Origin of the sequence: Candidatus Planktophila lacus (assembly GCF_002288385.1) — a bacterium.
In the GTDB taxonomy this organism is placed as follows: Bacteria; Actinomycetota; Actinomycetes; order Nanopelagicales; family Nanopelagicaceae; genus Planktophila; species Planktophila lacus_D.
Window position 1 is genome coordinate 551457 of sequence record NZ_CP016783.1, and the last position, 15661, is coordinate 567117.

Genomic DNA, 15661 nt, shown 5'->3' on the forward strand with positions numbered 1-15661 from the left:
GCGGTGACCAGAGATGAGAGATGAAGTTAAATAAGTAAATGCGAGATAACTAGTTAAGAAAAGGGGGAGTGTATGAACGATGCAAGTACGCAACATATTTCAGTAATGCTTGATCGTTGCATTGAACTACTCTCTCCAACAACTCAGCTAACCCAATCACCAGTTATCGTTGATTGCACACTTGGTTTAGGCGGTCACACCGAAGCCCTCCTTGAAAAGTTTCCAACCCTTACCGTAATCGGAATCGATCGCGATCCAATTGCCTTAGAACGCGCATCTGCACGCCTTGCTCGCTTCGGAGATCGCTTCAAACCAAACCACGCTATCTTCGATCGCATTGGTGAAGTTGTTGCTAGCCATGGGTATAAAAGCGTGAATGGAATCCTCTTTGATCTTGGCGTTTCATCCATTCAATTAGATGAAGTAGATCGCGGATTTTCATATTCACAAGATGCGCCTCTTGATATGCGCATGGACCGCACTCGCGGGATTACCGCTTCAGAGATTGTAAATACCTATGCTCCAGGCGCACTGGTAAAGATTCTGCGCACTTACGGTGAAGAAAAGTTTGCAACACGTATCGTTGAAAATATTGTTAAGGCCCGTGCGAAAGCACCTCTTAACTCAACCCAAGAACTTGCTACATTAGTTAAAGAGAGCATTCCTGCTGCAACCCGTCGCACCGGTGGTAATCCGGCAAAGCGCACCTTCCAGGCCCTACGCATTGAAGCCAATGACGAACTCGGTGCGGTTACTCGCGCACTACCTGTTGCACTCGATCTCTTGATGGTGGGCGGCCGAGTTGTTGTTCTCTCCTTCCAATCGCTAGAAGACCGCATCGTTAAAGAGATCTTTGTTGAGCGTTCGACATCAAAGACGCCACGTGATCTTCCAGTTGATCTTCCAGAATTTGCTGCGAAGTTTGCACTTGTTTCCAAATCAGGTGAAACACCTTCTGATCAAGAGTTAGCTAACAATCCGCGCTCGGCATCGGTTCGATTACGTGCGATCGAAAGGTTGGCTGCTTAAATGGCACTTACCCAAACGATTGCAACTCGCGCCCCACGTGCTCCACGCCAGAAGCTCTCTGAAAAATCTGCAGAAGTATTCTTAAAGTTAGTACCAAATGTTTCTGATGGTGCCCAAGCTACTCATCGCTTCTTTGCAACCTTCTTATCGGTTGTTGCCGGTATCGGTTTGTTGATGTTGCTAGTTGTAAATATCTTGCTGGCACAAGATGCCTTCACGCTCTCAGAGTTAAAGGCTGAAGCCAAGATCGTTGCAGATCAACGTGAAGCGATTAACCGCCAGATTGATCTCGCATCATCACCAGAGGCGCTAGCTAAGAAAGCAGCCGAACTCGGAATGCGTCCATCTGAATCTCCCGTATTTCTAAACCTGGCACCAATTGCAGACGCTGCAACTTCTGAAATAACTAATGGAGATGTAGCCCGTGGGTAATTTAAATCTGGCCGCATCTCGCATCCGCATACTCATCGTCTTTATCTTGATCTTCTTCCTACTATTTGCGGCGCGCTTGATTCAAATCCAGGCGATCCAAGCCAGCGACTATCGCGCTAAAGCTGCCAATGAGATGGAGTCAACGCGTGCTATCCCAGCCGCGCGCGGTGAGATAACCGATATAAATGGCGTTGCTTTTGCGCGCAGCGTCTCAGCGATAAATATCGTCGTTGACCAAACTTTGATTACCGATGCACCTGCCAGCGCGAACTTTGCTGCGCCAATCCTTGGAATGACAGTTGCGCAGGTACAGAGCGCGATATCTGGAACAAAGCGCTATTCGATGGTTGCTCGAAATGCGAAGCCTGCGATTTGGCGCACCTTAAGCGATTCCATCGATGCTCATAATGCAGCGCTATCAAAAGAGAATTTTGATAAGCGAATTCTGGGTTTCTTCGCCGAGCGCAATTACATCCGCGAGTATCCATCTGGCTCTCTTGTCTCCTCTCTTGTTGGCTTCGTTCGCCAAGATGGAATCGGTGCTACAGGCCTCGAATCAAGTATGAACTCACTGATTTCCGGAACCGATGGACGTTATTCATATGCGCGTGGCTTAGGTGCAGAAATTCCTGGTTCACAGAATGAAATAGTTGCGGCAAAGAAGGGCACAACGGTTCGTTTAACTATCGACCGTGATGTGCAGTGGGTTGCAGCGCAAGCTATTCAAGACGCGGTTTCCAAATCTCGTGCAACTAGCGGAACAGTAATTGTCATGGATCCAAAAACTGGCCATATTTTGGCGCATGCGACTGCTCCAACATTTGATCCAAATAACACTAAGTCGGTTTCTCAATCACTGATGCGAAATCCATCAGTACAAGATGTTTATGAGCCTGGTTCAACTGGAAAGATTATGACTCTGGCTGCTGCGCTTGAAGAAGGGAAGATAACTCCAGAGACGGTTCTATCTGTTCCTTACTCAATCAAGCGCGGGGGAGATACCTTCCACGACCATGAGCGCCATCCAGTTCAGCATCTAACAACTTCTGGAATCTTGGCAGTTTCCTCAAATACTGGAACTATAAAAATTGGCGAAATGCTTTCAAACGACAAGTTGCACAACTATTTAACTAAATTTGGAATTGGCGTATCAACGGGATCTGGTCTACCTGGTGAATCTAAAGGGTTATTCCGCCCTGTCAGCGATTGGTCTGGAACTACAGCGCCAACTGTTGCTTTTGGTCAGGGATACTCAGTTACCGCAATGCAGGCAACTAGCATCTTTGCAACTATCGCAAATGATGGTGTTCGCGTTTCTCCAACTGTTATTGCAGGCACTAGCGACAGCACTGGAAAGTTTACTGTGGCCGCAGATCGCACCAGCCAGAGAGTAGTTAGCGCAAAGACTGCACAACAGGTTCGCTTGATGATGGAATCAGTTGTTTCAGGACACGGAACCGCGCCAAGTGCGGCGATACCTGGATATCGAGTGGCTGGTAAAACTGGAACTGCCGAACGTTACAACGTTGATTGTGGTTGCTACAGCGGATACACCGCATCATTTATTGGCTTTGCCCCTGCAGATGCTCCAAAGTATGTTGTTAGCGTGACTATCCAAGATCCAAAGGGCTCGTACTACGGTGGCTCACTCGGTGGTCCAGTATTTAAAAAGGTTATGACATTTGTATTGCAGGCAGAGCATGTTGCACCAACTGGAACAAAAGTTCTTCCAGTAGCGCTAACCCAAGCAGAGCTTCGCCAGAAAGAGCGTCGCGAAACTGCGGCAACCGCACAGGCGAGTTTAAAGAGCAGATAATGCGCCCATTTAGCCAGAGCACTTTAAAGTTAACGAAAGTCGCCGGCGCTGTCTCTGCAACCTGTGAATTAAGCGAAGCGGAACTTTCTAAGATAGAAATTTCCGGCCTCACTCATAACGATTCTCAAGTAGAACCCGGAGATCTCTTTATTGCGATACCGGGTGCTAATCGCCATGGTGCAGAGTTTGCGATGAGCGCAGTAAGTAAAGGCGCGGTAGCGATTTTGACCGATAGTGCAGGAGCCGCTTACGTTCAGGGCATCCCAGTTCTAGTTGTGGCGGATCCTCGCCGCGTTGCGGGCAATATCGCTGCTCTGTTCTACAACGAACCAATGCGCGATCTATCGAGTATCGGAATTACCGGTACAAATGGCAAGACGACTGTTTCTACTTTGATTTATCAAATATTCGAAGCAGCTGGGCGCGATAGCGGGCTAATCGGAACGATCGAAACACGTATCGGAAAAGATGCCATTGATAGTTCGCGAACCACACCGGAAGCCACAGATTTGCAAGCGCTCTCGGCGGTAATGCGCGAGCGACATATGCGCCATCTAGTTATGGAAGTCTCTAGCCATGCCATGGTCTTACATCGCATGCAAGGCGCACATTTTGCCTTTGTTGGTTTCACAAACTTGACTCAGGATCACCTAGATTTTCACGGAGATATCGAGAGTTATTTTGCAGCCAAAGCCAAGTTGTTTACCTACGAATTTGCAGATCAAGCCGTTATCAATATAGATACTGAATATGGCGCAAGGTTGGCTGATAAAACTGAACTTCCAGTGATCTCTCTATCTCGGCTGAATCCGCAAGCTACTTGGCACTTTACAGATATTGATACCTCTGGAAAGCAAGTTCACTTTAAAATCCGTGGCTCTGGCGGAATGCTTATTGAATCCTCAACAAAACTTCGCGGTGGCTATAACTTGGATAACCTTTTAATGGCTATCGCTATCGCAGTTGAATCTGGTGTGGATCCAATCGATATTGCAGCCGCTGTTCCGGCGCTATCAGGTGCAGCAGGTCGGCTAGAAGAGGTAAGCGTTGGTCAGAGTTATTCGGCCTTTGTTGACTATGCGCACACTCCTGATGCAGTCTCTAACGTGCTCGAATCAATTCGCGAATTTACATCTGGAAAAGTTATCGCCGTGCTAGGTTGCGGCGGGGATCGCGATTCCTCAAAGCGTCCCTTGATGGGGCAAGCGCTTCTAAAGGGTTGCGATATTGCAGTGTTTACCAGTGATAATCCGCGATCTGAAGATCCAAGCCAGATTCTCAAAGAGATGGTTGGTAACTTAAAAGTTTCTGCGCCAGCGATAGTAATTGAAGATCGCAAGAGCGCGATTGAGTACGCCGTATCTTTGGCATCGCAAGGAGACACAATTGCGATCTTGGGTAAGGGCCACGAACTCGGGCAAGAGATTGCTGGACAGAAATTAGATTTTGATGATCGCAAAGTTTTGGCACAGGCGATTGCAGGTGTGAAATGATTGAATTAAAGGCATCAGAGATCGCCAAGATCGTCGGCGGAGATTTAATAGGCAGTGATATCACCGTCACAGCAGCACCGATCTTTAATTCAAATCAAGCGACTAAAGGATCAATCTTTCTCGCTCTCGTAGGTGAAAAAACTGATGGCCATAACTTCGTTTCAGATGCTTTTGCGCACGGCTGCGTTCTCGCCTTTGTAACTAGGGAAGTCCCAGAACGCTGCATAGTCGTCAAAGATGTTCTTGCAGCGCTTAACTCACTTGCATCTTATGTTCGCCAGGCGCTACCTGAATTAAAGGTAATTGCGCTAACTGGTTCTCAAGGAAAGACAACAAGTAAAGATCTGCTCCGCCACATCTTGGAAACCGTCGCACCTACCGTGGCCCCGGCTGGAAACTTCAATAATGAACTAGGTGCACCGATCACTTTGTTGCAATGCGACGAGAAAACCAGATTCTGCATCCTAGAAATGGGAGCTCGTCATGTTGGCGATATCGCAAAGTTATGCCAGATGGCCACTCCAGATATTGGAGTTGTTCTCAGAGTCGGAACTGCACACGTTGGTGAATTTGGATCCGAAGAGTTAGTCGCCAAAGCTAAGTCAGAGATGATTTCATCACTAAGCGGCTCTGCGATAGCGGTTCTCGGTCAATACGATCAATACACGCCAGCAATGGCTTCCTTGCACAGCGGCGCAACGGTGACATTTGGTGAGACAACAAGTGCAGATGTTCGAGCCACAGATATTGAAATTCGCGAGGGCCGTCCGCATTTTGATCTAGTAACTCCGGCAGGTCGTGCATCGGTTGGCTTAAGAATTGTTGGAATTCATCAAGTATCTAACGCACTTGCCGCGGCAGCGATCGCAACCAATTTAAAGATCTCAATTGATCTAATTGCTGGCGCACTTTCTACCGCCGAGCTTCACAGCAAGTGGCGGATGGAGATCGCAGAGATAGATGGGCTTGTGCTAATCAATGATTCTTACAATTCAAGTCCTGAGTCGGCTGAAGCAGCGCTACGCACCTTGGTGCTCTTTGCCCAAGAACGGGGCGGTCAATCCTGGGCTTTCCTAGGAAAGATGCATGAACTCGGCGCGTCATCGCTTCAACACCATTCACGACTTGGCACCCTTGCTTCAGAGTTAGGAATTGACCATCTCGTCTGCGTGGGTTCTCCAGAGTATGCCGCGCAGATTACTGGTTCCAGCGCAATGACAGTTCACCTCCTTGACTCTAAAGAGTTGGCAGATGAGTTAGTTAGTCAGATGAGCCAGGGAGATGTAGTTCTAGTGAAAGCATCTCGCGCAGAGAAGTTTGAGGAAGTTGCAGAGTCAATCACTGAAAAGTGGAATAGCCGTGAAGTTGGGGGAGAGAATTAAATGAGAGAAATTCTGATCGCTGGTGCGATCGCCTTGTTCTTATCTCTCTTCGGAACGCCAGGTTTAATTCGCATACTTGCCCGCCGCGGTTATGGACAAATTATTCGAGATGATGGACCTTCTTCGCATCACACTAAGCGCGGGACGCCAACTATGGGCGGCATCATTATCATTTTCGCAACGGCAGTGGGATATTTCATCGCCCACGCAATTTCGCGAAACACAGTTAGCACCTCAGCGCTCTTAGTTCTTGGTTTGATGGCAGGTCTGGGATTTCTTGGATTCTTAGATGATTGGCTAAAGGTTTCTCGCCAGAAATCACTTGGTTTAAATGCCAAGCAGAAAATCTTTGGGCAGATTGTGGTTGCTGCAACCTTTGCTTACTTAGGAATCAACTTTCCAGATCGCGATGGGCTTACGCCAATATCCCAGAATTTATCTACCGTTCGCGATACCTCAATTACTTTAGGAACCACCTTGGTAATCATCTGGGTTGTCATAATGGTGACCGCTACCAGCAATGGTGTGAACCTCACCGATGGTTTAGATGGCTTAGCCACTGGCGCAGCTGTAATGACATTTATCGCATTTATTTTGATTGGCGTTTGGGAATTTGGTCAGAGTTGCGCGGTATCACCTGGCGCTAACTGCTATCTAGTTCGAGACCCGTTAGATATTGCTGTTCTATCTGCAGCGCTAGCTGGGGCCTGTGCCGGTTTTCTCTGGTGGAACGCTTCGCCAGCAAAGATATTTATGGGCGATACCGGTTCGCTAGCACTGGGCGGTGCCCTTGCTGGAATCGCAACAACGCTGCGTATTGAGTTATTACTAATTCCACTAGGTGGCTTATTTGTAATAATTAGCGCTTCAGTGATTCTGCAAGTTGCCTACTTTAAAATCTCAGGTGGAAAGCGAATCTTCAAGATGGCGCCACTGCAACATCACTTCGAATTAATGGGCTGGGGTGAAGTAACAATTGTGCTTCGCTTCTGGATCATCGCTGGCCTTTGCGTCGCAGCTGGCCTCGGACTCTTCTACGCGCAATGGGTTACGGCATAAGGCCGAGAAGAAATGGCTATTAACTTATCGGGTGAGAGCGTTTTGATCCTTGGCGCTGGAGTAACTGGAATAGCAGTCGCCAGATCACTCAGCGCTAAAGGCGCATCAATTCTCTTCGCCGATGACCAGGTTGAAACTGTAGAAGGATTTAAAGTTTCAAAGTCAGATCAAATACAGGTTGATGGGCTTTCATTTATCGTTATCTCACCAGGCTGGAAAGAGAGCCATCCACTTATCGTTAAGGCGCAAGCCGCCGGCATACGTTTGGTAAATGAGATTGATCTGGCTTGGTCTTTTCGCGCAGAACTTGTTCCCGGTCAAAAGTGGATCGCTTTAACTGGAACCAATGGAAAGACAACAACTGTTGAAATGGCGGCTGCAATGCTGCGCGCAGGTGGGGTTTCAGCCATTGCTTGCGGAAATGTTGGTACGACGGTAATTGAAAGCGTAGAAAGCCCCGAGAAGTATGAAGTCCTCGTGCTTGAACTCTCATCTTTTCAACTGCACTGGTTGAGAGAAGCAAGTTTTGTGGCGGCAGCGATTTTAAATATTGCTGAAGATCATCTTGATTGGCATGGCACTTTCACCGAATATGCCCGCGTTAAGGGTTCGATTCTAGATCGCACATCTACTGGAATCTTTAACTCGGCAGATTTGGAAGTCGTAAATCAAGCAGCGCATTGGCAGGGACGTAAAGTCTTTTTCTCACTCGACACGCCTGCACCTGGTGAAATCGGCGTAGTTGAAGAGTTATTGGTAGATCGTGCATTTGTAAGTGATCCCCAGGAAGCGGCGATGCTTGCAGAGATAGTTGATGTAAAACCTACCGTTCCACACAACGTGGCAAATGCCTTGGCCGCCGCAGGGCTGGTTCGAGCCCTTGGCGTATCTCCGGAGGCAGTTCGCAGCGCTCTACAAAATTTCTCATTGGGCAGACACCGCATCGAAGAAGTAGCAAATATAAATGGAATCTCTTGGGTAAATGATTCAAAGGCGACAAATCCCCATGCGACAGTGGCATCTTTAAACTCAGCGCTATCGTCTATCTGGATCGCAGGTGGTTTGGCTAAGGGCGCTGAGATGCAAGAGCTAATCGCTAAGTGCAAATCAAGAATTAAAGTTGCAATTCTTATCGGTACCGACCGCGAGCTAATCGCCGATGAATTGCGTTCGCAAGCACCAGAAATTGAAATCGTTTACGTCGATGCTCCCGGCACATATCAGCGAGGCGGAACAGATAATTCACTGATGGAGGCGGTCGTTAAAGCTGCCGCTGAACGCGCTAAGACCGGGGATCGAGTATTACTCGCCCCAGCTTGCGCATCAATGGATCAATTCATCTCCTACTCCGATCGTGGAGATAGGTTTGCAGCAGCGGTAAAGAAAGTAGTCCAATGAGCGCCCCAGCCAAGTTCTTCGCAAAACCAGTTAACAATTTCTACATCTTGGCAGTCAGCTCTCTCGCACTCTCGGTTATTGGTTTGGTGATGGTCTTTTCGGCATCATCGATTCATTCCTTAGATACAAGAGGCAACGCTGTTGCAATTGTTCTACGCCAAGGCTTCTTCTTCGCACTATCTATCCCGTTAGCAATCTATCTATCGCAAAGATCGCTAACCCAGTGGCGTTGGTTGGCAAGATTTGGCTTACTCATTTCAGTTGCAATTCTCGCTTTCCTGCAAATCCCTGGCGTTGGAAAGACAGTTAATGGAAATACCAACTGGATCGCTCTTCCATTTGTAGATGTGCAGCCAAGTGAAATCTCAAAATTCCTCTTGATTCTCTGGGCGAGCTACTTGTTGGCAAATCAGGAGAAGAACGGAAAGACTCGGATTAATGTCTTTGCTCTTATTACTCCGGGATTTATGGTTGTTATCTTCTTAATCTTGTTGGGTCGCGATCTTGGTACGGCATGCGTTGTTGCAGCAATACTCGGCGGATTACTTTTTGTTTCAGGCGTTGAACTTCGTTTGCTAGGTACATTGGTTGCAGCCGGAGCAGTTGTTCTGGCAGCGCTTATTGCAACCGCTGGCTATCGTGCCGCAAGATTTCTTGTTGTACTTGATCCATTCGCAGCAGAGCAGTATAAAAACGCAGGTTGGCAACCAGCACATAGTTTGCTCGGGCTAGCATCTGGTGGAATTTTTGGAGTTGGCTTAGGGGGCAGTCGTCAAAAGTGGGGCAACCTTGCCGAAGCACATACCGACTTTATCTTTGCAGTAATCGGTGAAGAACTCGGGCTACTCGGCACTCTTGCGGTTCTAGCCTTACTTGCAGCGCTGATCTTTTCAATCTTTAAAATCGCGCTTCGTTGCAAAGATCCAATGTCTCGTTATGTTGGCTCTGGAATCGGCTGTTGGATCGCAGTACAGACAGTTCTTAACATTGGTTCAGCAACTAGTGTGCTACCTGTTGTCGGTGTAACTCTTCCCTTTGTTTCCTATGGAGGCTCAGCGCTAATTTCTCTCTATATCGGACTCGGTTACATATTTGGCAGCGCGCTGCGCGATCCTGAAGTTTCCAATGAACTCCAGAAAGCGATAGAACGGCGTAGATTACGCACATCATGAAGATCGTTCTTGCAGGCGGTGGAACTGCTGGCCATGTCGAACCAGCCCTTGCCGTCGCCCGCACCTGGCGCGCAAATCACTCAGGCGATCAGATTGAATTCCTCGGAACTAAATCAGGGCTCGAAAATCAACTAGTCCCTGCAGCAGGATTTAACCTCTCACATATCTCGAAGGTAGTTATTCCCCGCAAAATCTCACTCTCACTCTTTGTCGCACCTACGACATTAACTCAGGCTTTTCTTGAAGCCCGCGCAGTGCTTAAAGGCGCCGATCTTTTAATCGGTTTCGGGGGATATGTTTCTGCACCGGCGTATTTAGCCGCTCGCTCCTTAAAGATTCCGATAGTCATACATGAAGCAAACGCGAAGCCAGGTTTAGCAAATCGCTTAGGCGCACTTTTCACAAACCATCTAGCCGTCGCTCAACCAGTTAAATCCGGAAAATTGAGCAGGGCGCTAATTACTGGGCTGCCACTGCGTTCTGATGTGTCGAAAGCTCTTCAAGCTAGCGGCAGCGATTGGGCAGCAGCGCGGAGTAAAGCAAAGGCTGCTCTAGGAATGAGTGAAAAGGCACCAGTCATTGCAATCTTCTTTGGCTCCCAAGGCTCGGTAGCGCTCAATAAGGTAATCGCCGATTCTCTCCCTATCTTTGAAAAGAATGGTGCACAACTGCTCCACGCAGTTGGCAAATCAAATCAACTTCCCAAAGCTGCACCTAATTACAAACCTGTCTCATATCTCGAAGATATGGCCAGCACTTATCTAGCTGCAGATTTGATTATCGCGCGTAGCGGCGCCGTAACTTGCTCAGAAGTAAATGCGCTCGGAAAATATGCGCTCTTTATTCCACTGCCGATTGGAAATGGCGAACAGAAAGTAAATGCCCGTTTGGTGACCGAACAATCTCGTGGAGAAATCATCGATCAAAGCGAATTCACTTCGCAATGGATTGAAAAGCACCTAGATCGCTTACTTAAGAATTGCGAGATGGCTAGCCCGTCAGGCAACGCTTCTGATTTGCACGCCAGCGAAAAAATCGTGGCTCTTATGGAAGAAGCCTTGAAAGTGAAGGCGAAGTAATGGCAAACGATATTTCGAACTGGTCGGGCAAGCGCCTGCACTTCATCGGTATTGGTGGGGCAGGCATGAGTGGTTTAGCGCGCATTGCTCTCTCGCACGGGATTACAGTTACAGGCTCTGACGCCAAAGATTCAACGGTATTAAGCGCGCTGCAGGCACTTGGAGCGCAGGTTTCGCCAGAGCATAAAGCGAGCCAGGTAGATGGCGCTGACTACATTATTTTTTCAACAGCTATCGGTACAAGTAATGTTGAGTTGATTCGCGCCCAAGAGTTACAGATTCCTGTACTGACGCGTGCGCAGGCGCTAGCAACTTTAATGTCGCAAGATCGCAGCATCGCTGTCGCCGGAACTCATGGCAAGACGACTACTTCATCGATGTTGACTGTTGCGCTGCAATCATGTGGATTGGATCCTTCATTTGCGATCGGTGGCACGTTGACTTCATCAGGATCCAATGCTCATAAAGGAACGGGCGATCTCTTTGTCGCCGAAGCCGATGAATCTGATGGATCATTTATTGAATACCATCCCAATGCAGCGATCGTTACAAATATTGAGCACGATCACGTTGACTTTTTCGCAAAGCCTGAGGATGTAACCAACGCATTTAACTCTTTTGCTGCAACCATTAGTCAAGATGGAGTTCTGGTTTATTGCGCCGATGATGCGGGTTCTGCCGCTTTGGGCAGAGACCCCAAATTGCGCCCTGATCTAAAAGTTGTTTCCTATGGAACTACCCAAGGTAGCGACCTATATATCGATTCAATCAATCTATTGGCGATGGGATCAACGGCGAGAGCGCTTTGGAACGGCCGCTTAGTCGGGACTCTCTCACTGCAAGTTCCTGGTTTACACAATGTTTTAAATGCAGGCGCAGCTTTAGCGATGGGCCTAGCCCTTGGCGCACCAGCTGCCGAACTACTTGCCGGATTAGCAAGTTTCCATGGCGCCGGGCGTCGCTTTGAGTTAAAGGGAACGGTTCATGGAATTCGCGTAATCGATGATTACGGACACCACCCCACTGAAATTACCGTGACCTTAGAAGCGGCAAAGCGCTATGCCGGTGATGGAAGAGTTCTTGCGATATTTCAACCGCACCGTTATTCGCGAACGCAAGCATTTATGAAGGAGTTCTCAACGGCGTTAGATATAGCCGATGAAGTAATTCTCCTTGAAATCTATGCTGCATCCGAGAAACCTTTTCCCGGTGTAAGCGCTGCGCAGATCGCATCCGCAATGGAACGCGGCCAATTTATTCCAAACTTTATCGAGGCATCTGACTGGGTTATCGAAAATGCAAAACCAGGAGATGTAATCCTGACCCTTGGTGCAGGAGACGTGAACTCACTGGCGCCAATTATCTGCGATGGGCTAGCGCGCCGATTTAACTCACCGGTCTAAAGATCTGAAAAAAATGAAGATAAGCCCCAAAACCGCGCGCATCGCAATCGTCGTCATTCTCATCTTTGGCGCAGGCTCTTACCTTCTAGGTTGGTCTCCACTACTTTCAGTCAGAAGTGTTGAAATAATTGGGGCGCCGACTAAAGAGAGTCAACTTGCAATCTCGCGCTCTTTAAATATCGCAGAAGGCGAAAAGTTAGCCAGAGTTGACCCCAGATCACTCTCGAATCGTTTACGTTCATTTGATTGGATTGAAAGTTCGCAGGTCTCAAGAAATTGGATTAATGGAAGAGTTTCGATTTCGATTACAACACGAACTCCAATCGCTCTATATAGCCAACCAGGTAAACCTCAAGTAGTACTTGACTCTTCAGGAAATACCTTTGCCACTCCGGCAGATATTGAAGAAGGACTTCCGAAGGTAAGCGCCAAATCAGTTGATGGGGGGCTGGCGGCGATTAAAGTCTTTACATCGCTACCTGAAAGCTTCAGCAAAAATATCGATCGCATGAGCGCTGCCCGCAGCGATAACTTCTTAATTTACGGCAGATTTGAAGGACAGGATCTACGAATTATTTGGGGAGATGGCGAAGATACAGATCTGAAGGTTGAGGTAATCGAGGCGCTGTTAAAGCGAGAAGAGAATAAGAATTTACGGATGATTGATGTAAGTGCTCCACATGCTCCTATCGTGAAGTGATGTGAAGATTAATTTTTTTAAATATTTACTCGATTTCTTTTCTCTAAAATCGTTGAAAAATTTATTGAAAATTCTTTGAGTCGGTCTTTGCTTTCGCTTGCCTAACGCCTTACGTTGCCCTTATTACAGAGAGTAGAAATGTAATTCTCAAGTAGAGGTTTACAGTTCTAAAGGGGGATATTGTGGCTGCACCACAGAATTATTTAGCTGTCATCAAAGTAGTTGGAATTGGTGGCGGTGGAGTCAATGCAATCAATCGCATGATTGATGTTGGATTGAAAGGCGTTGAGTTCATTGCAATTAATACCGATGCACAACATCTATTGATGAGTGATGCTGATGTGAAACTAGATATTGGTCGCGCATCAACTAAAGGTCTTGGTGCAGGCGCTGCTCCTGAAAAAGGTCGTCAAGCGGCGATCGATCACACAGAAGATATTGAAGAGATTTTACGTGGCGCAGATATGGTCTTCGTTACAGCAGGTGAAGGTGGCGGTACCGGTACGGGTGGTGCACCAATCGTTGCAAAGATCGCGCGCGATCTTGGAGCGCTAACAATCGGTGTTGTAACTCGTCCGTTCTCATTTGAAGGAAAGATTCGCTCTGCGCAAGCAGATGAAGGAATCGAACTACTCCGTGCAGAAGTAGATACCTTGATTGTTATCCCAAATGATCGCTTACTTGCAATTTCAGATCGCAACATAACTGCAGTCGATGCATTTAAGAGCGCTGATCAAGTTCTTCTCTCAGGCGTTCAAGGAATTACCGAAATCATTACACAACCAGGTCTTATCAACCTTGACTTTGCAGATGTTAAAACAGTTATGACCGATGCTGGTTCTGCTCTTATGGGAATCGGATCTGCGCGCGGAGAAAATCGCGCAACACGTGCCGCAGAACTGGCGATCTCAAGTCCGCTTCTAGAAGCATCAATTGACGGTGCAATGGGAGTTCTTCTCTCAGTAGCTGGTGGATCAGACCTTGGGCTCTTTGAGATCAACGAGGCTTGCGAACTAGTTCAAGCAGCTGCACATCCCAATGCCCGCATAATCTTCGGTACAACTATTGATGACGCTCTAGGCGATGAAGTTCGCATCACTGTTATTGCTGCTGGCTTTGATGGCGGAGAGCCGAAGAAGGTTTCAGTTCCGGTAATTGATAAAGCGAGCCTTTCAGGTATCGCTAATCCAATTCCAAGTAACGATCCAATTTCTGTCGCCCTTGATCTCGATGGCAGCGCACCTCGTAAGCGCGTTACCTTTGAAGATCTCGTTGCCGAAGATGAGATCGACGTTCCCGACTTTATGAAGTAATTAGCTCCACTCCAAAGGCGAGTGAGCTAACTATGGGAACCTTCTTTACCGATCGCTTAGGTGGCAACAGTTCTGGTGAGTATGCATCCCTTAATTTGGGGGACCATGTTGGGGATACTCCGGAGGTAGTTACCAGCAATCGCGCTTTGATTGCCGCAAAATTTGGACCCACTCAATATATGAACCAAGTCCATGGCAATCGCGTTGCGATCATCGAAGAAGTTACAGATGAATTTCCAACTGCGGATGCGCTAGTTACGGGAATTCCGGGAGTAACTCTTGCGGTCATGGTTGCCGATTGCATTCCACTCTTACTCAAATCCAAGGACGCCGTTGCGGCAGTTCACGTTGGTCGTAAAGGTTTGCTCAACCGAGTAGCGGAAAAAGCTATAGAAGTAATGCGCGAGATTTCCGATGCCCAGGTTACAGCGATTATCGGGCCCGCTATTTGTGGCAAATGCTATGAAGTCTCAAAAGAAATTTTTAGCGAGGTAACTGCTAGCCATCCAGAGAGCGCTAGCCAAACTGCATCCGGAACTCCTTCTCTGGATCTAATCTCTGCCCTCATCTCAGATCTTCAAAAATTGGGGATTACAGATATTGATAACCAAAGTCGTTGCACCTTAGAACACGATGATCTCTACTCTTATAGGCGAGATGGAGCCACCGGGCGCCAAGCAGGGTTGGTCTGGCTATGACTGAGCGCCGTGAATTTATCAGCAACTCACTGCAAGATGTGAAGTCACGAATTGCTAGCGCCGCTCAATTGGCTGGGCGGGATATTGCCGAGATAACTTTGATCGCTGTTACAAAAACTTATCCAGTATCCGATGTTCAAATTCTTCGCGATCTTGGCGAAGGAAATTTTGGCGAGAATCGAACCGAAGAAGGCGCGGTGAAATCCTTAGAGGTGCCTGGGATTTGGCATTATCAAGGACAAGTGCAGAGTCGAAAATTACGTGAGATCGCTTCTTGGGCCAATGTCATTCATTCCTTAGATCAAATAAGTCATATCGAAAAGTTAAACCGCATCTGCGAAGAGCTAGATAAGAAAATTAGCGTCTTTATCCAACTCTCTCTAGATGGCGCACCCGATAGAGGGGGAGTAGTTGAGCAAGAACTAGCGGGGCTTGCCGAAGTCGTTGCTACAAGCTCGGCGCTAGAACTCAAAGGGTTGATGTGCGTTCCCCCAGTTGAGTATGAGCATCAACTCGCCTTTACCGAAATCGCGCAAATTCACCAACGTTTTATCAGCCGATTCCCAAGCGCAAAATCACTATCTGCTGGTATGAGTTCTGACTTTGAAATTGCCATTGCCCATGGCGCGACACATATCCGGATAGGTAGCCAAATCCTCGGTTCGCGGACCTATCACCCCTAACCTT

The 15661-nt window shown here is 47.7% G+C and carries 14 protein-coding genes; all 14 read left to right on the forward strand.

All coding sequences use genetic code 11. The features are described 5' to 3' along the window. Positions 1-72: 72 nt before the first annotated feature. The 14 genes from rsmH (at position 73) to A1sIIB60_RS02860 (ending at position 15657) form a co-directional block, all read left to right on the forward strand. Positions 73-1029 (forward strand): 16S rRNA (cytosine(1402)-N(4))-methyltransferase RsmH, encoded by a 957-nt coding sequence (rsmH, locus tag A1sIIB60_RS02795; RefSeq protein WP_095689043.1) that lies wholly within the window; start codon positions 73-75, stop codon positions 1027-1029. Continuing rightward, the gene (gene ftsL / locus A1sIIB60_RS02800) at positions 1030-1461 is read left to right on the forward strand and encodes a cell division protein FtsL (protein ID WP_095689044.1); all 432 of its coding nucleotides are present in this window, start codon (positions 1030-1032) and stop codon (positions 1459-1461) included. After that, positions 1454-3277 carry a peptidoglycan D,D-transpeptidase FtsI family protein gene (locus A1sIIB60_RS02805; protein WP_095689045.1) on the forward strand — a complete coding sequence of 608 codons (1824 nt, stop codon included), beginning with the start codon at positions 1454-1456 and terminating at the stop codon, positions 3275-3277. The genes ftsL and A1sIIB60_RS02805 overlap by 8 nt, the downstream gene beginning before the upstream one ends. After that, positions 3277-4770 carry a UDP-N-acetylmuramoyl-L-alanyl-D-glutamate--2,6-diaminopimelate ligase gene (locus tag A1sIIB60_RS02810; protein ID WP_095689046.1) on the forward strand — a complete coding sequence of 498 codons (1494 nt, stop codon included), beginning with the start codon at positions 3277-3279 and terminating at the stop codon, positions 4768-4770. The genes A1sIIB60_RS02805 and A1sIIB60_RS02810 overlap by 1 nt, the downstream gene beginning before the upstream one ends. Then, a complete protein-coding gene (locus A1sIIB60_RS02815; protein WP_095689047.1) occupies positions 4767-6152 on the forward strand; it encodes a UDP-N-acetylmuramoyl-tripeptide--D-alanyl-D-alanine ligase in 1386 nt (461 codons plus the stop codon). The genes A1sIIB60_RS02810 and A1sIIB60_RS02815 overlap by 4 nt, the downstream gene beginning before the upstream one ends. Further along, positions 6153-7211 carry a phospho-N-acetylmuramoyl-pentapeptide-transferase gene (gene mraY, locus A1sIIB60_RS02820; RefSeq protein ID WP_095670989.1) on the forward strand — a complete coding sequence of 353 codons (1059 nt, stop codon included), beginning with the start codon at positions 6153-6155 and terminating at the stop codon, positions 7209-7211. 12 nt (positions 7212-7223) lie between these two features. Beyond that, positions 7224-8609, forward strand: coding sequence for a UDP-N-acetylmuramoyl-L-alanine--D-glutamate ligase (gene murD / locus A1sIIB60_RS02825; RefSeq protein WP_095689048.1), 1386 nt, complete (start codon positions 7224-7226; stop codon positions 8607-8609). Continuing rightward, a complete protein-coding gene (locus A1sIIB60_RS02830; RefSeq protein WP_095689049.1) occupies positions 8606-9781 on the forward strand; it encodes a peptidoglycan glycosyltransferase FtsW in 1176 nt (391 codons plus the stop codon). Before murD ends, A1sIIB60_RS02830 begins: the two co-directional genes overlap by 4 nt. Continuing rightward, the gene (locus A1sIIB60_RS02835) at positions 9778-10860 is read left to right on the forward strand and encodes a UDP-N-acetylglucosamine--N-acetylmuramyl-(pentapeptide) pyrophosphoryl-undecaprenol N-acetylglucosamine transferase (protein WP_223298724.1); all 1083 of its coding nucleotides are present in this window, start codon (positions 9778-9780) and stop codon (positions 10858-10860) included. The genes A1sIIB60_RS02830 and A1sIIB60_RS02835 overlap by 4 nt, the downstream gene beginning before the upstream one ends. Next, a complete protein-coding gene (gene murC, locus A1sIIB60_RS02840) occupies positions 10860-12263 on the forward strand; it encodes a UDP-N-acetylmuramate--L-alanine ligase (RefSeq protein ID WP_190279225.1) in 1404 nt (467 codons plus the stop codon). The genes A1sIIB60_RS02835 and murC overlap by 1 nt, the downstream gene beginning before the upstream one ends. Positions 12264-12276: 13 nt before the next feature. Beyond that, positions 12277-12963: a cell division protein FtsQ/DivIB gene (locus A1sIIB60_RS02845; protein ID WP_095677291.1), complete on the forward strand. Its 687-nt coding sequence runs from the start codon at positions 12277-12279 to the stop codon at positions 12961-12963. A 182-nt stretch (positions 12964-13145) separates the two neighbouring features. Continuing rightward, complete coding sequence (ftsZ, locus tag A1sIIB60_RS02850; RefSeq protein ID WP_095670996.1) at positions 13146-14276, forward strand: cell division protein FtsZ; 1131 nt, start codon at positions 13146-13148, stop codon at positions 14274-14276. Between the two features lie 32 nt (positions 14277-14308). Next, positions 14309-14974, forward strand: a complete 666-nt coding sequence (pgeF, locus tag A1sIIB60_RS02855) for a peptidoglycan editing factor PgeF (RefSeq protein ID WP_095689051.1) — start codon at positions 14309-14311, stop codon at positions 14972-14974. Then, on the forward strand, positions 14971-15657 hold the full coding sequence (locus A1sIIB60_RS02860; RefSeq protein WP_095689052.1) for a YggS family pyridoxal phosphate-dependent enzyme: 687 nt from the start codon (positions 14971-14973) through the stop codon (positions 15655-15657). The genes pgeF and A1sIIB60_RS02860 overlap by 4 nt, the downstream gene beginning before the upstream one ends. Positions 15658-15661: the final 4 nt, after the last annotated feature.

Excerpts from the sequence above, each read along its gene's own strand:
- A1sIIB60_RS02815 (WP_095689047.1), top strand. The coding sequence starts at position 4,767 with ATGATTGAATTAAAGGCATCAGAGATCGCCAAGATCGTCGGCGGAGAT.
- pgeF (WP_095689051.1), top strand. The coding sequence starts at position 14,309 with ATGGGAACCTTCTTTACCGATCGCTTAGGTGGCAACAGTTCTGGTGAG.
- rsmH (WP_095689043.1), top strand. The coding sequence starts at position 73 with ATGAACGATGCAAGTACGCAACATATTTCAGTAATGCTTGATCGTTGC.
- murD (WP_095689048.1), top strand. The coding sequence starts at position 7,224 with ATGGCTATTAACTTATCGGGTGAGAGCGTTTTGATCCTTGGCGCTGGA.
- A1sIIB60_RS02810 (WP_095689046.1), top strand. The coding sequence starts at position 3,277 with ATGCGCCCATTTAGCCAGAGCACTTTAAAGTTAACGAAAGTCGCCGGC.
- A1sIIB60_RS02830 (WP_095689049.1), top strand. The coding sequence starts at position 8,606 with ATGAGCGCCCCAGCCAAGTTCTTCGCAAAACCAGTTAACAATTTCTAC.
- A1sIIB60_RS02845 (WP_095677291.1), top strand. The coding sequence starts at position 12,277 with ATGAAGATAAGCCCCAAAACCGCGCGCATCGCAATCGTCGTCATTCTC.
- A1sIIB60_RS02835 (WP_223298724.1), top strand. The coding sequence starts at position 9,778 with ATGAAGATCGTTCTTGCAGGCGGTGGAACTGCTGGCCATGTCGAACCA.
- ftsL (WP_095689044.1), top strand. The coding sequence starts at position 1,030 with ATGGCACTTACCCAAACGATTGCAACTCGCGCCCCACGTGCTCCACGC.
- murC (WP_190279225.1), top strand. The coding sequence starts at position 10,860 with ATGGCAAACGATATTTCGAACTGGTCGGGCAAGCGCCTGCACTTCATC.
- A1sIIB60_RS02860 (WP_095689052.1), top strand. The coding sequence starts at position 14,971 with ATGACTGAGCGCCGTGAATTTATCAGCAACTCACTGCAAGATGTGAAG.
- mraY (WP_095670989.1), top strand. The coding sequence starts at position 6,153 with ATGAGAGAAATTCTGATCGCTGGTGCGATCGCCTTGTTCTTATCTCTC.